This is a genomic window from Streptomyces sp. 8N114 (genome assembly GCF_052245835.1).
Taxonomy (GTDB): Bacteria; Actinomycetota; Actinomycetes; order Streptomycetales; family Streptomycetaceae; genus Streptomyces.
Window position 1 is genome coordinate 19,620 of record NZ_JBQQBT010000034.1, and the last position, 13,900, is coordinate 33,519.

General features: G+C 68.6%; 12 protein-coding genes and 3 pseudogenes. 7 read left to right on the top strand and 8 right to left on the bottom strand.

The window, feature by feature from the left end:
• Positions 1 to 7: 7 nt before the first annotated feature.
• A pseudogene (locus ACTWQF_RS34370) lies at positions 8 to 379 on the bottom strand (NF041680 family putative transposase); the annotation flags it as partial.
• Between the two features lie 437 nt (positions 380 to 816).
• On the opposite strand from ACTWQF_RS34370, the gene ACTWQF_RS34375 reads away from it, so the two are divergent.
• Positions 817 to 1,890, top strand: a complete 1,074-nt coding sequence (locus ACTWQF_RS34375; protein WP_443283691.1) for a hypothetical protein — start codon at positions 817 to 819, stop codon at positions 1,888 to 1,890.
• A gap of 380 nt (positions 1,891 to 2,270) precedes the next feature.
• Here ACTWQF_RS34375 and ACTWQF_RS34380 read toward each other — a convergent pair whose 3' ends face one another.
• The 3 genes from ACTWQF_RS34380 to speB all read right to left on the bottom strand — a co-directional run bounded on the left by ACTWQF_RS34380 (position 2,271) and on the right by speB (position 6,227).
• A complete protein-coding gene (locus tag ACTWQF_RS34380) occupies positions 2,271 to 2,507 on the bottom strand; it encodes a helicase associated domain-containing protein (protein ID WP_443283715.1) in 237 nt (78 codons plus the stop codon).
• A gap of 294 nt (positions 2,508 to 2,801) precedes the next feature.
• Entirely contained in the window at positions 2,802 to 4,649 is a 1,848-nt protein-coding gene (locus ACTWQF_RS34385) for a Helicase associated domain protein (RefSeq protein ID WP_443283692.1), read from the bottom strand.
• A 537-nt stretch (positions 4,650 to 5,186) separates the two neighbouring features.
• A complete protein-coding gene (gene speB, locus ACTWQF_RS34390) occupies positions 5,187 to 6,227 on the bottom strand; it encodes an agmatinase (protein WP_443283693.1) in 1,041 nt (346 codons plus the stop codon).
• Between the two features lie 56 nt (positions 6,228 to 6,283).
• On the opposite strand from speB, the gene ACTWQF_RS34395 reads away from it, so the two are divergent.
• The 4 genes and pseudogenes from ACTWQF_RS34395 to ACTWQF_RS34410 all read left to right on the top strand — a co-directional run bounded on the left by ACTWQF_RS34395 (position 6,284) and on the right by ACTWQF_RS34410 (position 8,791).
• Positions 6,284 to 7,342, top strand: a complete 1,059-nt coding sequence (locus tag ACTWQF_RS34395; protein ID WP_443283694.1) for an ArsR/SmtB family transcription factor — start codon at positions 6,284 to 6,286, stop codon at positions 7,340 to 7,342.
• A 33-nt stretch (positions 7,343 to 7,375) separates the two neighbouring features.
• Positions 7,376 to 7,762, top strand: a pseudogene (locus ACTWQF_RS34400) (transposase); the annotation flags it as partial.
• 147 nt (positions 7,763 to 7,909) lie between these two features.
• A pseudogene (locus ACTWQF_RS34405) lies at positions 7,910 to 8,104 on the top strand (Tn3 family transposase); the annotation flags it as partial.
• Between the two features lie 213 nt (positions 8,105 to 8,317).
• Positions 8,318 to 8,791, top strand: a complete 474-nt coding sequence (locus ACTWQF_RS34410) for an amino acid permease (RefSeq protein ID WP_443283716.1) — start codon at positions 8,318 to 8,320, stop codon at positions 8,789 to 8,791.
• Between the two features lie 448 nt (positions 8,792 to 9,239).
• On the opposite strand, the gene ACTWQF_RS34415 is transcribed toward ACTWQF_RS34410, so the two are convergent.
• A complete protein-coding gene (locus tag ACTWQF_RS34415) occupies positions 9,240 to 9,461 on the bottom strand; it encodes a hypothetical protein (protein WP_443283695.1) in 222 nt (73 codons plus the stop codon).
• A gap of 231 nt (positions 9,462 to 9,692) precedes the next feature.
• Positions 9,693 to 10,022 carry a hypothetical protein gene (locus ACTWQF_RS34420; protein WP_443283696.1) on the bottom strand — a complete coding sequence of 110 codons (330 nt, stop codon included), beginning with the start codon at positions 10,020 to 10,022 and terminating at the stop codon, positions 9,693 to 9,695.
• Positions 10,023 to 10,288: 266 nt separating this feature from the next.
• Between ACTWQF_RS34420 and ACTWQF_RS34425 the strand changes: the two genes are divergently transcribed.
• Complete coding sequence (locus tag ACTWQF_RS34425) at positions 10,289 to 10,627, top strand: hypothetical protein (RefSeq protein ID WP_443283697.1); 339 nt, start codon at positions 10,289 to 10,291, stop codon at positions 10,625 to 10,627.
• Positions 10,628 to 11,575: 948 nt separating this feature from the next.
• On the opposite strand, the gene ACTWQF_RS34430 is transcribed toward ACTWQF_RS34425, so the two are convergent.
• Positions 11,576 to 12,148, bottom strand: coding sequence for a GNAT family N-acetyltransferase (locus tag ACTWQF_RS34430; protein ID WP_443283698.1), 573 nt, complete (start codon positions 12,146 to 12,148; stop codon positions 11,576 to 11,578).
• Between the two features lie 20 nt (positions 12,149 to 12,168).
• Entirely contained in the window at positions 12,169 to 12,789 is a 621-nt protein-coding gene (locus tag ACTWQF_RS34435) for a TetR/AcrR family transcriptional regulator (RefSeq protein WP_443283699.1), read from the bottom strand.
• Positions 12,790 to 12,905: 116 nt separating this feature from the next.
• On the opposite strand from ACTWQF_RS34435, the gene ACTWQF_RS34440 reads away from it, so the two are divergent.
• Entirely contained in the window at positions 12,906 to 13,817 is a 912-nt protein-coding gene (locus tag ACTWQF_RS34440) for an alpha/beta fold hydrolase (protein ID WP_443283700.1), read from the top strand.
• Positions 13,818 to 13,900 lie beyond the last annotated feature (83 nt).

Sequence of the window (13,900 nt, forward strand, 5' to 3'; positions counted from 1 at the left end):
TTGTTCTTTAACTTTTCAACCGTTGTAGGGCGATAAGGGTCTTCTCGCGGCGGACGGTTTTGCCCACGTCGTAGCGGGGTGCCCGGTGTCTGTTTGGGGTGCCTGGTGGTCGTCCGGGGCCGGGTCGGTGGGGTTTCGGTGCTCTGGCGGGGCAGGGCAGGTGCTGGCGGAGGTTCCGAAACGTCCGCCGGACCCGGGCGGGTGTGAGCCGGTGTGGTGCGGCCGGCTTCTCCCACGGGTGTCGCAGGTCGTGGGTGATCGGGCGGGCGAGCCGTAGCTGGGTGTAGGCGGCGATGATCAGCCAGGTCCATCGGTCAGCAGCCTCGGGGTCCCGTAACCGGGGACGGGCCCAGCCCAGCGTCTGCTTGAACAGTCGGAAGACACCTCACCTTCCTAAGTCGTCAAGCTGCGGCGGCCCGACTTCCACGACTGACCGCCCACCGCCCACCGCCGACCGCCGACCGCCGACCGCCGACCGCCGACCGCCGACCGCCCGGACGATGCTCGTTGACTCCATCAACTCCACGGGCACACGTGCCCACCTCGGTGCTCAACCCGGTGGGCGTCGTCCACTCGCTGCCGGGAGACCACTGCCCGCCTGATGCTCCAGCACGTGGTGACGTGGGCGCACGGACAGGTCAGATGGTGTTGCGCAGTCGCGGTAGACGGCTTCAGCGGCTTGATTTCGATCACTCGTTTGGGTGACGCCTGCGATTCTGGGAATTTCCTCGGCTCCCTCGGGCAGTCACGCACGAGTCGACTCGCCGTGACAGAGGGAAGCGGCCTGCGGAAGTAGCTCAGCACGCGGAGGTGTTCATGGCACTGCCGAAGATAGGTAACGTCTACACACTCAGGATGCAGCCCGAAGAAGGGTACTCGGCATACTGGTGCGGAAACTACATGGACGAACGCTCGGAGGATGATCCCGGTGAAGATGCCGGTAAGTATGTCATCCATTGGGCCGATGAGTCTGACTCTTCTCTTCTCCTCGCCTCCGTGACCAAGATTGGCGATGACAGAACTCCCAATTCTCTCCCCGGTCACATCCTGTGGACCGACGGCGGAGGGGTCACGGACGTCTCTGTCAGCGACATCCCGGACGACAACAGGGACGGCTGCATCTGGCGCATTGAAGAGTCAAATGGCGGCTGCATTCTATGGAATCGCGGGAGTGCGCAATACGCCCAGTCGGACGGCCAAGACATTGTGTTCGTGGACGAGCGCAAGGAGGCGACCACCTTCTACTTCGACGAGCAGCCCGGTGGCTTCCCCGAGGTGGCGAAACTGGGCCGGGTGGAGGCTCCGCGGCTCGCAGCTCCCGAGCTGACCGACTACTCTGTCCCGCCCGAAAACACCCCCTGGCAGATTGCAGGCGAGGTCGCCGTACCCTATTTCTTCATCGCCAACGATCACGGGCACGCCGTGCAGTGGCAGGGGGAACATAGCCCTTACTACATTATTCGCCGCTGGTCCAGCTGGAACAGGGTCGGATGGAAGGTGCACCCTGCCAAGGTCACTCAGACGCATTCCTGGTCCACCACCGAGGGCACCACAGCAGAGGCCGCCTCGGAGGTGGACCGGACGCTGAATGTCAGCGTCACCGCTGAAGCAGGTTTCGGCATCAAGGGACTCAGCGCAAGCGTCAGCACCACGATCGAGAAGGGACTGAGCGTGAAGACCAGCAAGAAGTGGTCCCAGTCCTACAGCAAGGCGGTAAGCGACAGCTACCAGGTGGGCCCCACGGACCAGGATATTGCCGTCGGTGACTGGTTCCGTCAGGACAGGTACCGCATCTACCGCGCGCAGGGCGGCGGAGAAATCATGGAATTCACCGTGACCCGCCCAGGAACACAGGTCTCCCGCACCTACATGCGCCCGACAAAAAAGTAGAGCGCCCAACATCAGCAGCATGATCCCCAGGACAAGTCGCCAACCCTGTGCCGACGATGACGCCGACAGCGAAGCCGTTCCCCGGCAGCGGACAGTGCTGTCCATCAAGGGCCTGACAGCGAATCTCTTTCATCCTGTGCCGAAGGGTGAAATGGGCTGGTCAGCGGGTGGTGACGAGACAGGGCCCCTCGTCGTCGGCGTGGTGATTCCATTCAGCACGCCGACGACCCGAGGGGCCCGGTGGGCCGTACCCCGCCATGCGCGACGTCTCGCATGAGCTTATGGGGCGCATCGCCTGGCAGTGTTGCAAGCCTTTAGTCCGCCGGACGTGCCCTAACAGCATATCGACCGTGCGGAAATGCTCGGTCAGTTGGCTGAGATCAGACCAGTAGGCCCAATTCATGGGCTTCGCGAGACTGATCGGGGGTGAGTTTCTGTTTCTTGTGACGGGTACGGGCGTTACTCCGAAAAACGCCCAGACGAATCGGACGTTCGCGCCCGCCGTTGTCGGTGACGGTTTCGATGTGGTCCCGTGGAACGCGTAGGTGTCCCTCTCGGGTTTTGAATTGGCGGGCGGCGGCAAGGTTGATTTCCCATCGTGTTGCCCCGGCGGGCATGGTCGGGGCGGTGAGTGCCGCCGTGGCGGCCGGCCGGACCCCGAGCTCAGTGAGGCGCTGCTGCTGGCCCTCTTCCAAGGTGTTCCAGACTGCTGGTTGTTCGGCGAGCCAGGTGCCGACGTCGTCGCCGCCGAGGCTGACGCCGGGCTGGAGCTCCGCGAGGGTGGCGCCCTGGGACAGGAGCCAGCGGGCTTTCGCGTAGTGTGCCGCTGCCAGGACAGCGACCAGGCGGGGTTCCAGTCCGGGTCGATGGCCTCCAGCCGCTCCCGCCGGGCCTCAGCCCGCGCGGACTTCTTACCCAGCCCACCAGGCTTGCGGGCCTGGTGCAGCCGCTCCCCCACCGCCACGCCCGCAATGACAGCATCCCGGGGCGCAGCGAGGGTGTGGTACTCGGCGAAGTAGAGCGCGCACACGTCCTAAAACTCGGTGAACGCCTGGTCGCGGGGATCGAAGACGAAACCCTTCCGCGGCCAGCAGCTCGGTGCGCCAGTCGGCCAGATCGCCGTGGCGCCAGGCGCGGCGCTGCTCGGCCGCCCACTGGCCGGCCGGGTAGGCGGTCGCGTGGTCACCGAGGTCGACGGTGGCGGTGTAGGGGATGTTGGCGTGTCCGTGGGCGGCGGTGTAGGTGCGGACGGCTTCCAGGCCGGTGAGCCCGGCGGTGGATTCCGGGCGCAGGACGCGGGTGCGCACCAGCCGTGCGATCTCCCCGGCCTCCCGGCCGCGGCGGGAGAAGTGCAGCAGCGCCAGCTCGGCCGCCTCGCCGTGGCTGTCGGTCTCCTCCTGGTCGTCGGCCGGCTCGGCGCCCTCGACTGCCTCAGCGGGTGTTTCGGCCTGCTGCCGGGGGTCCCCGGCGGGGTCGGCAGCGAGAGTGTCTTCAGGCGCGCCGCTGCGGCCTGCGGGGCGCAGCGCCAGGTGCTCGATGATGCGCGGGTCGAAGGCGCGCAGCGCACGCAGGACGGTCACCAGCGGCTCGAACGCGGCCACAGCGGCCATGTCACGGCCCTCGTACTCGGCGGCCAGGAGCACGGGCACGACCAGGCGGGCGGTCTTGCCCTCGTGGGGCTTTTGCCGCAGGGCGCGGCCGACGGCCTGCACGATGTCGACGGGGCTGCTGCGCACGTCGGCGAACAGCACGCCGTCCAGCCCGCAGCGGCCCGTGATGTCGGTGCCCTCCCCCAGCAGGCGGCAGGAGGACAGGATGCGGAACTCCGTCTTACGGCCCTCGGCATCCACCCCGTTGGCGAACTGGTCAAGCGTGGCGCGCTGGTGGGAAGCCGGGTGAAGGCCACACAGCCACTCCCCCCACACCTCACCCGGAAACCGGCCCGCCGCACGCAGCTCATCAGCCGCATCCGGCAGGCCACGGGCGAAGGAGAGGGCCTCCTGGGTACGGGAGTGGAAGGACAGCAGGCTGACGACACCGGCCGTCTCCACGTGGGCGAGGGCCGCGGCGCGGATCGCGCCCAGCCGCAGTCCGCGGCGCTCCTCCAGGCTCGCATCGGTGCCGGCCGGTGCGGGGTCGCGGATCTCCAGGATGTCGATCTCGAAGGAGGCCAGCACGCCCTCCTCGATGGCCTGCCCCAGGGGGTAGGTGAAGGCGGGCTTGCCGTAGAGAGCTTCATCGTCCATCGAGGCCACCAGCACCTCGCCACCGGTGGCGTCCCCTTCATAGATGCGGGGCGTGGCGGTCATATACAAGCGGCGGTCGGCCGGGATGCGGGCATTGTCGTGAATGACCGCCCACGGCTTGGTCGCCAGACCGGCGGTGCGGTGAGCCTCGTCCACGACGGCCAGGCCGAACCCCTCCAGCTGCTGCCCGAACGCCCCGGCCAGCGCCCGCTCCAGGACACCGGCCACCGCCCGCTCCTCGGCGACCTCCGCGTCTTCCTCGTCCTCGTCGGCGCTGCGGCGGCCGGGGTTGCCGACCAGGGAGGCGTACGTCGCGAACACCGTGACGGGCCCGCTGCCCGCCCACAGTGCCAGCCGGAGCGGGTTCGTGGTGCACCGCACCCCGAGCTCGTCGGCGAGGTAGGCGCGCACGTCGGGGTCGCGGTCCAGGGAACAGACAGCGACCGCGGGGCCGCGCATGCCGTACTGGCGCCACTTGGCCACCGTCTGCGTCAGCAGATTCAAGGTGGGCACCAGCACTACGGCGAGAGCCCAGCATCCTCTGACCTTCCCGTACAGGCTTCCAAGCCCGAGGCGGCCGAGGCGGGGGCCTCAGTCGACGTGCTGCTTGGACACTCAGACGAGACACGCGAGCAGTTGGCGCGCGCCGTTGAGCAGTCCGGGATGCACGTTGGAGTCTGATGCATGATCCGCCGCTACATCATCTGGCAAACCGGCACGCGAACGATCAGCGGCTACAAGCCGTGGTCAACAGGGCGAACGTCGCCCTGTTGCAGCACAAGATTTGCCCGTAATGGAGCGGCGGTCGGTGCGTCTTGGGGGTCCCACTGGCTCCTCCCCCTAGCTTCGCCGGGCGGTGCCCCCAGGGGGACCCCACCCCGCGAAGCGGGGGAGAGCGCGCGTGCCGCGAGGGCCTGATGCGTCTACTGCTCGTCGCGATGTCTCGCCAGGCAGTACGTGCGGATCAGCGGGTTGAGTAGGCGTTTGGTGACCGTGCCGGGCATCGCCAGTGAGGCCGGCTGCGCATGCCTTGCGGCGCATTCTTTGAGGTCATGACGTCAACCGCGCCTTGGCATGCTTGTTGAAGGCCAGGCCAGCGAGCGTCTCCCAGATCAGCCGGTGGGCGTTGTTGACGGTCAGGTCGGCGTGGTCGTACGGAGGGGAGACCTCGGTGACGTCGAGTGCCACCACGTTGGTCTCCAGGGCGATCCGGCGGACGGCTCTGAGCAGATCGGCCGGAGCGAACCCCCCAGGCTCAGGTGTCCCTGTCCCCGGGGCGAACCCGGGGTCGAGCACGTCGATGTCGATCGAGATGTAGATGCCATCCGTGCCGTCGATCGCCTCGGCGATGACATCGTCCATGACCGCCTTGATACCGCGCTCCCAGATCTCCTGCATCGTGTGATGGCGCATGCCCTGCTCGCGCATCCACTTCTGAACGTCGGCCGGTGGCCAATAGCCCCGGAGCCCGACCTGGATGAAGTCACTTCCGGCGATGGCCCCCGACTCGATCAGTCGCCTCATCGGTGTGCCGTGACTGGCGAGGTTGCCGCGCAGAACGTCAGCCGTGTCGGCGTGCGCGTCGAAATGGATCACCCCGATCCGGCCGTGACCGTGATGCGCGCCGACCGCCATCCCGCTCGGCCACGTCACCGAGTGGTCGCCCCCGATCACCACGGGGATGATTCCGCGGCTCACCACTTCGGATATGCGCTGGCGGATGGCGTCTCGCGAGAGCTCCCACATGCCGGGCAGGACAAGCGCGTCACCGTAGTCGACCACGTTGAGGTGGTCGAAGATCTCGATCTCCAGGTCGAGGTGGTAGCTGCCCGCATCGTAGGCGTTGGCGCGCAGTGCCCGGGGCCCGAAACGAGCACCGGGACGGTTGGTCGTGCTGTCGTCCCACGGTGCGCCGATCACGGCGACGTCGGGCCGCCACTCGTCGAGTTGCTCCGGCTCGGTGAGGTAAGGCCGCCGGCCGAACGTCGGCACGCCCATGTACGAGGACGCATCAAGTTGGGCCTGCATGCCGGACGGTAGGGCCGGTCGGGCACCGGCCGTCGCGCGTTCGCCACGGGTTTCCTGTGTCATGCGGTGGAGTCCACAGCAGCGACGATGCCCTGCCAATCGATGTAGCCTGCGGCTTAATGATTGGCTTCGCGCTGGGTGTCGAGGATCTAGCCGACACCAGGTTCGCCGTCTCACCCCTGCAGGAGACCGTGCTCAGTCTGCGGGTGCTCCGTGATCCGGGCCTGTCCGCGTTGCACCTGCCGTGGCGCAGGGCCGTTCTCCCCAAGCTCGGCGCGCTCGACACCGGCCCGCTGATGTCCCTGGTCGGAAGGCGCCACACCGTTCCCGACTTCCTGACCCCACGGCCCACGAACTTCGCCCCGTCCTTTGAAGACGAACTGGCCGCCGTCCGCCGGACCTCCCCTCACGTGGTCCGCCGCGAACTCGAGGCCGTATATGCACCCGACCCGCTTCCCGAAGCTTTGCACCACGCCGCCGCAGCTTTCGCCGATGCCGATGCCCATGACACTGACGCGGCTGTCGCCGGACTCGTCGACACCATCTGCGGACTCCTGCAGCAGTACTGGGAACTCGCCATCAGACCGACATGGCCGCAGCTGCAGCTCGTGCTGGAAGCCGACATGACCTATCGCGCGGGGCAGTTGGCCGTAGGAGGCGCCCGCCTGCTCTTCACCGACATGCACCCGAACCTGCGGTGGCATGACGGAGTGCTGCACATCGACAAGGTGATCGGCAACTACCTCGTCACGGCCTCCGGCCGGGGGCTGTTGCTGATCCCGTCCGTGTTCGCCACCAAGCCAGCGCCCCCCATCAGCCCGGACGAACCCCCGGTGCTGGCATACCCCAGCCGCGCGGTGGCGACGCTGTGGGCCCCGGCACCGGCCGCTGACGGGACCGCTCTCGCCTCGCTTCTCGGTACGCCCAGAGCCGGACTGCTCCGCCTCCTTGAGGAGCCGCTGGCAACAACGGAGATCGCCCGGCGCCTCAGGGTGACCCCGAGTGCCGTGTCCCAACACCTTCGCGTGCTGTACGCCACGGGCCTGGTCACCCGGGCACGCCACGGACGGCGGGTCCTGTACCGCCGCAGCTCTCTCGGCGACCAACTGGCCGACCGTCATCCGGCCGCGCAGATCCCAGCGATCAGGTCCGGCCGACCGGCCACTGGTCAAGACTGATGTGCTCCGGGTCAGATGGAGTCGAGTCGCCGGAAGATCGAGCTCTACGGGCACATCAAGAAGACCCAGAACAGATCGAAGTTCCTGGAGTTCTGCCGCTGCCTGCGCTCGTTGCACCCGGCGAACGTACGCATCGTGATCGTCTGTGACAACTACTCCCCGCACCTGACCACGAAGCCCTGCCTGCGGGTAGCGAGGGCGGCGGCGAACAACGTCGAGATCGCCTACAACCCCGACCAACAGCTCCTGGCTCAACCGCATCGAGGCCCAGCTCACCGCCCTGCGCTACTTCACCCTCGACGGAACCGACCACACCAGCCACAGAATCAGGGCAGCATGATCCGCCGCTACATCATCTGGCAAAACCGGCACGCGAACGATCAGCGGCTACAAGCCGTGGTCAACAGGGCGAACGTCGCCCTGTTGCAGCACTGGAAGTCGGCAGTCTGCTGTTGCGGTCCGAGGCCGATGGTGTGCCTTGATCGACACAGCTACCGGGGAAGTTGAACAAAGACCCGAATGAGGACTTGTTCCGCAATAGCGTCTGAAAGCTGCCCCGGCAGCATCCGCCTGTACCGCCCCGACGACGTCCCGCCCGGCTGGCCGGCGCTCGGCAGCTCGCTGACCCGGTCGATCCGCTGGGACCTGATCGAGCAGCAGTACGACCAGATGGTCAAGTACGCCACCACGCTCCGGCTGGGGACGGCCGAGGCCGAGCAGGTGCTGCGGCGCTTCACCCGCGGCGGCCCCAAGCACCCCACCTCTCGGCCGAGTTCGCACGCCCACAGCGACACCTGCGGATCGCCACGATCACCACCCTGGCCGTCGTCGGGACCCTCTACCTGGCGCTGGCCACGGTGACTGTCGGGGTGCTCGGCGAGACCTCCGACCGGTCCAGCGTTCCTTTGATGCTGCTGATCGAGCAGGGCGCGGGCCCGGGCGCCCAGGCCATGACCGCGGCAGCCGCCGTGGTGCCTGACCTTCGGCGCCGTCAACACCTTCATCGCCGGCGCAGCCCGGCTCGGCGCCGCCCTGGGACGGGACGGTGCGATGCCCGGCTGGCTGGCCAAGGGCATCGGCTCCGGCCAGGCGACTCGGCGCAGCCTCCTGGTACAGGCCGTACTCACCGGCGCCTTGCTCATGGTGGTCGCGGTGGCAGGAACCGAACTCGACCTGTTGATGCAGGTCACCTCGGCGTTCCTGGCCACGGTCACCGCCGCGGGAATGGCCGCGGCCGTCGCCCTCCTGCCGCGTCGGCGGCCGCTGTGGTGGCTGGCAGTCATCGCGGTGGCCTTCACGCTGCTGGTCCTGCTGTTCAGCAAGTGGCTGCTGGCACTGCCGGCAGCGGTGGCAGCAGCCGCGATGCTGTATCTCGGCGTACCGCCACACCGACCCGGGAACAGCGGCCACCGCGAGACCGAAGTGGAAACGACGCCGCAGCACACGTGACCGGATGGCGGGTGCGGGTGTTGCTGCGGAACACGCCCAGCCTGATGTGGTGTTCACCTCCGTCGGCGTCGGTGACGGTTTCGGTGTGGCCCCTTGGGACGCGCAGGTGTCCTTCCCGGGCTTTGAATTGACGGGCCGCGGCGAGGCTGATTTCCCACCGTGTTGCCCCGGCGGGCACGGCCGGGGCGGTCAGCGCCGCCGGAGTGGTGGGCTGGATGCCCAGCGCGGTGAGGCGCTGTCGCTGGCCGTGGGTGAGGGTGTCCCAGGCGGCGGGCTGTTCGGCCAGCCAGGAAGCCGATGTCGTCGCCGCCGAGGCTGACACCGGGCTGGAGCTCGGCGAGGGTGGCGCCGTGGGAGATGAGCCGGCGGGCTTTCGCCCAGTGACGCTGCCAGGACGGGGACCAGTCCAGGTCGATGGCCTCCAACCGCTCCCCGCGTTGGGGTGCGGTCAGGTGGTCGTGTAGGGCCTGGGGTGGCCCCGTCGCTCGTACCCCGCTGTCTCCTTATCGAGCCACTGGAGTGCCTGGGCGCGGCCGAGGGCTTCCAGCAGCATGACCACGGTGCAGACCGCGATGGCGTGGATGCGGTCCACCAGGGTCAGATCCTCGACGGCCTGGAGGAGTGTCGCCTCCTTCGCGGCGACCCGGTGAATGGCTGTCGTCGTCGCCACTCGGCCTCCAGCGGGGCCAGGGCCGCCACCGCGTCCAGTTGACGCACCGCCATGGACGGCTCCCCCAAGTCGCCGAAGAGCGCGTCATGGTCCAGGACCAGCCAGGCCAGGGTGCACTCCAGCCGGCCGGGGTCCACACCGGTGAGGCATGCCGCGACCCGCGCGCGGTTTCGGGCGAGGTAGGCGCGTTTCAGGTCGGCCGCCCGCCACATCGCCTCTGTCAGCAACGGATCACTTGTTCCTGCCACCTCCTCCATCTATCGCAGTCGCAGCGCTCGGGGTGCGGAATCCCGCCTGGTTCACCACTACGGGGCGGCCTCCACCCGCGGCGAGCGGACTGCCGTGCACGGTGATGGGAGGAGAGCTGGGGGCGAGGTGGGAGCCAGCCCTTCTTGCGGAGTGTGTGGGCTCGTGCCGTGCACCACGGGCTGCAGTAGTCGCGCGGCCGAGGTCGAAGACCGCGCCCAGGTCCTGCGCGCCGAGGCACGGGTGGCCGGGGCGGGCGTAGGGGTGGGGGTCGTCGTGGTCGCTGCCGTAGACCCGCCGGCTCGGCTCGCTCATATCGGCCAGCCTCCCACCCGCCACTGACACGACCGTGCGGCCTGGGGTGTCCTGGGGCGGGACAGGGCGGGAGGATGGGCGGCATGCAGCTTCGCGAACAGCTCCAGCAGTGGGCCGACGAGGACGCCGCCGGCCCTTCCTCCGTGACGTGGCGGGCCGCGTAGGAGAGAGCCCTCGCGCTCACAGCCCCGCTCGTTGGTGACCGGGAGCTCCGTGGGAGCGGCGGGGATGCCGAGGTCCTGGCCGACGGCCTCGCCGCGCTCGCAGTGGCGCTCTACACAGTGGCGGCGGAGACCGGTTGCCCCGCTGGTGAGGTGCGGCGGGAGCAGGTTGCCCCGCTGGTGTGGGAGGGCCAGTACGGCGGCAACGCTCGGAAGCTGGCGGCGCGGTGGGAGGAGCGCCTGGAGGCGGCCGGCCATCAGCTCGACGCCGAGGACGACCCCGTGGCCGCGCGCTGGCGCGTCCTGCGGCACGACCACACACCGCCCGAGGACGCGCCGGACTGGGTGTGGGACGACTCCACCCGCCGCATGGGCCTGGCCGCCGTCGAGGGCCTGCGCGCCGTCCTCGCACCCCGCTGGCGAGACGAGCTCGCCCTCGTCTGAGCCCGCGGGCCCGCCGCCCGCCAGGGCGGCGGGCGGGCGCCCTCCCGACCCCGACGAACACCCACACCACGCCCCCACTTGCCCCAGGTGTGTCCGGAAGGGGTAGTCGGGCTCCCGATCGCCGCTCACCACGCGCTGCGACCTGCGGCGACGCTTGCCCGCGCACAAGAGTGCGGGCCCCTGCTGTGTGCCCTGCACGGTGCCCCGGAGGCAGGGCGTACACGTCGCCTACGCGTCATCGGCTGGCTGATCCGCGTCACCTACGCGTCTGCGGGGCGAGGCCAGCGCCCGGCCCACACGGCAGCGCGGTCCCGGCCGGCGCGCAGCCAGACGCGTGGTCTGGGCCCTCCGCCGCGTCACCGCGCCATCCCGGGCCGGGGGGCGGCCGGGCCCCCCGAGCTCGACATCACGCGCACCCCCGCACCCATCCCCGTCATGCGCGTTCCGGAGAGATGTCGGGCTGCGCGCCGCTGCCTACCACGCGGGCCGAGCTGGGCCGATCCCCGCAGCCTCACAGGCAGTGATGTGACACCTGGTACGGCCCCTGGCCAGATCTGTCCCACGACCCTCCGCCGCCCTGTCCCCGCCCTGTCAGCGCCCTGTCCGGGAGACAGGGGCGGGACAGGGGCAGATACAAGGGAAGCTGGGCGGACAGGGCAGAGGGCGCAATTCCAAACCCCCGTGCTCCGGCGCCTGGCCCCGGCCGCCAACAGGAGATCAACCTTCCCCATTCCAGGGGGAGGTGTCAGCGCGCCGGACCCGGTTGCCCATAGGCACTGGCTTGCGGCGGTACGGCGCGGCGGCAGGGCAACCCGCAACCACCCGTGAAACCGGACAGGCCAGCGGACACGTGTGACTGAGCGCGCTGGTTGGTTGTGACCGCGCTTCCGTGATGGCTTCGCCTTGGCAATGAGATCGGCTCGACAGGGGTATGCGGCCGCCCATCAACTAGGGCGCCTCGTTTGGATCTCGGAGTCCTGGTGTGTGATCGCGTCCGTTTGTGGCCTTGTTCGCCGGTTGGGCCATGTAGATCCAGTCGAAGCCGTCGTATCCCTGGGTGTCGAGATGCTGTGCTCGGCTGAGCCCGGCGCGTATCGCCACGCGCTGGGAAGCAACGTTGGCTGGTCGAACGCGGGCGATCAGCGGGAGGTCGGGCAGGTGACGGGATGCCCAGGTGGCAACTGCGGCTGCGGCTTCACCGGCGAAGCCCTGGCCCCAGGCTGAGGTGACGAAACGGTAGAAGAGGTTCAGGACCGGGGCCCCGTGCAGTTCCATGGGCTTGATTCCGCAGAATCCGAGTTGCTGAGCGGAGCCGTGGTGCCGGACAACCCAGTACCCGTATCCGTAATGCTGCCACTGGTCGTCCCAACACTGGTAGAGCGCCTCTGCTTCCTCGAACCGGGCGAGTGCATCGGACGGGTTGTGGGTACAGGTCTCAGGATCGTGGTGGACGGTGAAAATCGCGTCGACATCGGCTGCGGTTGGGCGTCTCAGCAACAGCCGGGCGGTCTGCAGCTCCACGGCTGCTGGGCTCCGGTCGCTCATGTCGAGACCGCATCACCGGTGCGGAAGATCCGGTTCAGGTGGTGGTCCAGGACTGTGGTCGCGGACTCCGGGCTACGCTGGCCGACGAGGATGCTGGTGCCGAGTCCCGCGGACATGGCAAGCAGGCCGGCTGCCTCCAACCGTGCGTCCACACCGGGCTCAAGCAATGCCGCTTCTTGCGCTTGCCGGAGGAGTTCGGTCAGGGCATCTTCGGCGGCATCGGGGTTCTTGATGAAGGGCTGAGCTGCGAGTGCCGGGTCGTTCACGGCCAGAACTGCGTATGACGTGTAGAGGTGGTGGAAGGTGCGGCTTTCGTCGTCGGTCGGCAGCGCCGCCATCAGCAGCGCCTCGACCTTCGCGCGCGGACCTGGACTGTCCCCGGTGGCCCGTACACGGGCGGAGACCCGCTCCCCGAATCTTTCCGCCAGCAGCTCGAGCCCGAAGAGCAGCAACTTTTCCTTGTTCTGGAAGTAGTACTGCACCAGTCGCAGTGATACGCCCGCCTCCGCTGCCACATCGCGCATCCCGACGGCATGCAGCCCGCGTCGGCCGGCGACCCGGACGAGGGCCTTGGCGATCTCGGTGCGCCGTTCTGCGTGGTCTACGCGCTTGGGCATCGGCCGGTTCTCCGCTCGTCGTTCCTGTTACGGCTCCCCATGGACCCTTTTGATGATACAGCTGTACCAACTCCGTGGTACGTTCGTATCACAAAACCGAGACGCCGGAGGTGGCCATGCCGGAGACCGCTGCCCGAACCCAGGCCGATGTCGGCCGTTATGTGAGCGATTCCTGGCGGGAGCGCTACTTCACGGCCTGCGATGCGGTCTACGCACTGGGGGCGCCCGCGCTCGCGGAAGAGGACGTGGAGACGTCCTTCGGCTCCACGCACGTCTACCGCTACGGCCCCGCGAACGAGGCCGCCCGATCCCGCACCCCCGTCGTCCTGGTGCACGGGGCGGGCTCCTGCTCCGCCATGTGGTACCCGAACACCCCCGCCCTCAGCGCAGACCGCCCGGTCTACGCGATCGACACCCTGGGCGATCCCGGCCGCAGCGTGCAGCACGAACCCATCCACCAGCCCGAACATGCGGCGCAGTGGCTGGATGAGGCACTCGCCGGCCTCGGACTCGACCGCGTACACCTCGTCGGCTCCTCCTACGGTGGCTGGCTTGCCCTGAACCAGGCGCACCGCAGGCCCGGTCGCCTGGCCTCGGTCACCTTGCTCGACCCCGGCGGCCTGGAGAAGGTGGGGCTGCGCTTCTTCGTCTGGATCTTCGCCAGCCTCTTCGCGACCTTCGCCCCCAAGGCGCTCCGCCCGCGACTGGCCGCCTGGCTCGAACAGCCGGTCCTCGTCGTGCCGGAACTGCGCGCGATGATCAGAACGGCGGTTCGCGCCTACCGCATACGCCGCCCGGCGCCGCTTCCCCTGTCCGAGGAGGAGCTGTCCACCATCCGGACTCCGCTCTATCTGGTGCTCGGCAAGCGAAGCCTCCTCGTGCACCCGCAGCGGCAGGCGGAGCGTGTGCCGCGCCTGGTCCCCGGTGCCCGAGCCGAGATCATCTCCAGCACGGGCCACGGGCCGCAGATCGACCACGCGGAGGAGATCAACCGCAGGATGCTGAACTTCATGGCCTCCGTCGACTGACAACCGCCACGCCGACGGGCCAGGACAGTGCCGAGGGATGGCCCGGCCAGAGCCTGGTCCGGTGGTGCCCGGACTGCAGGACC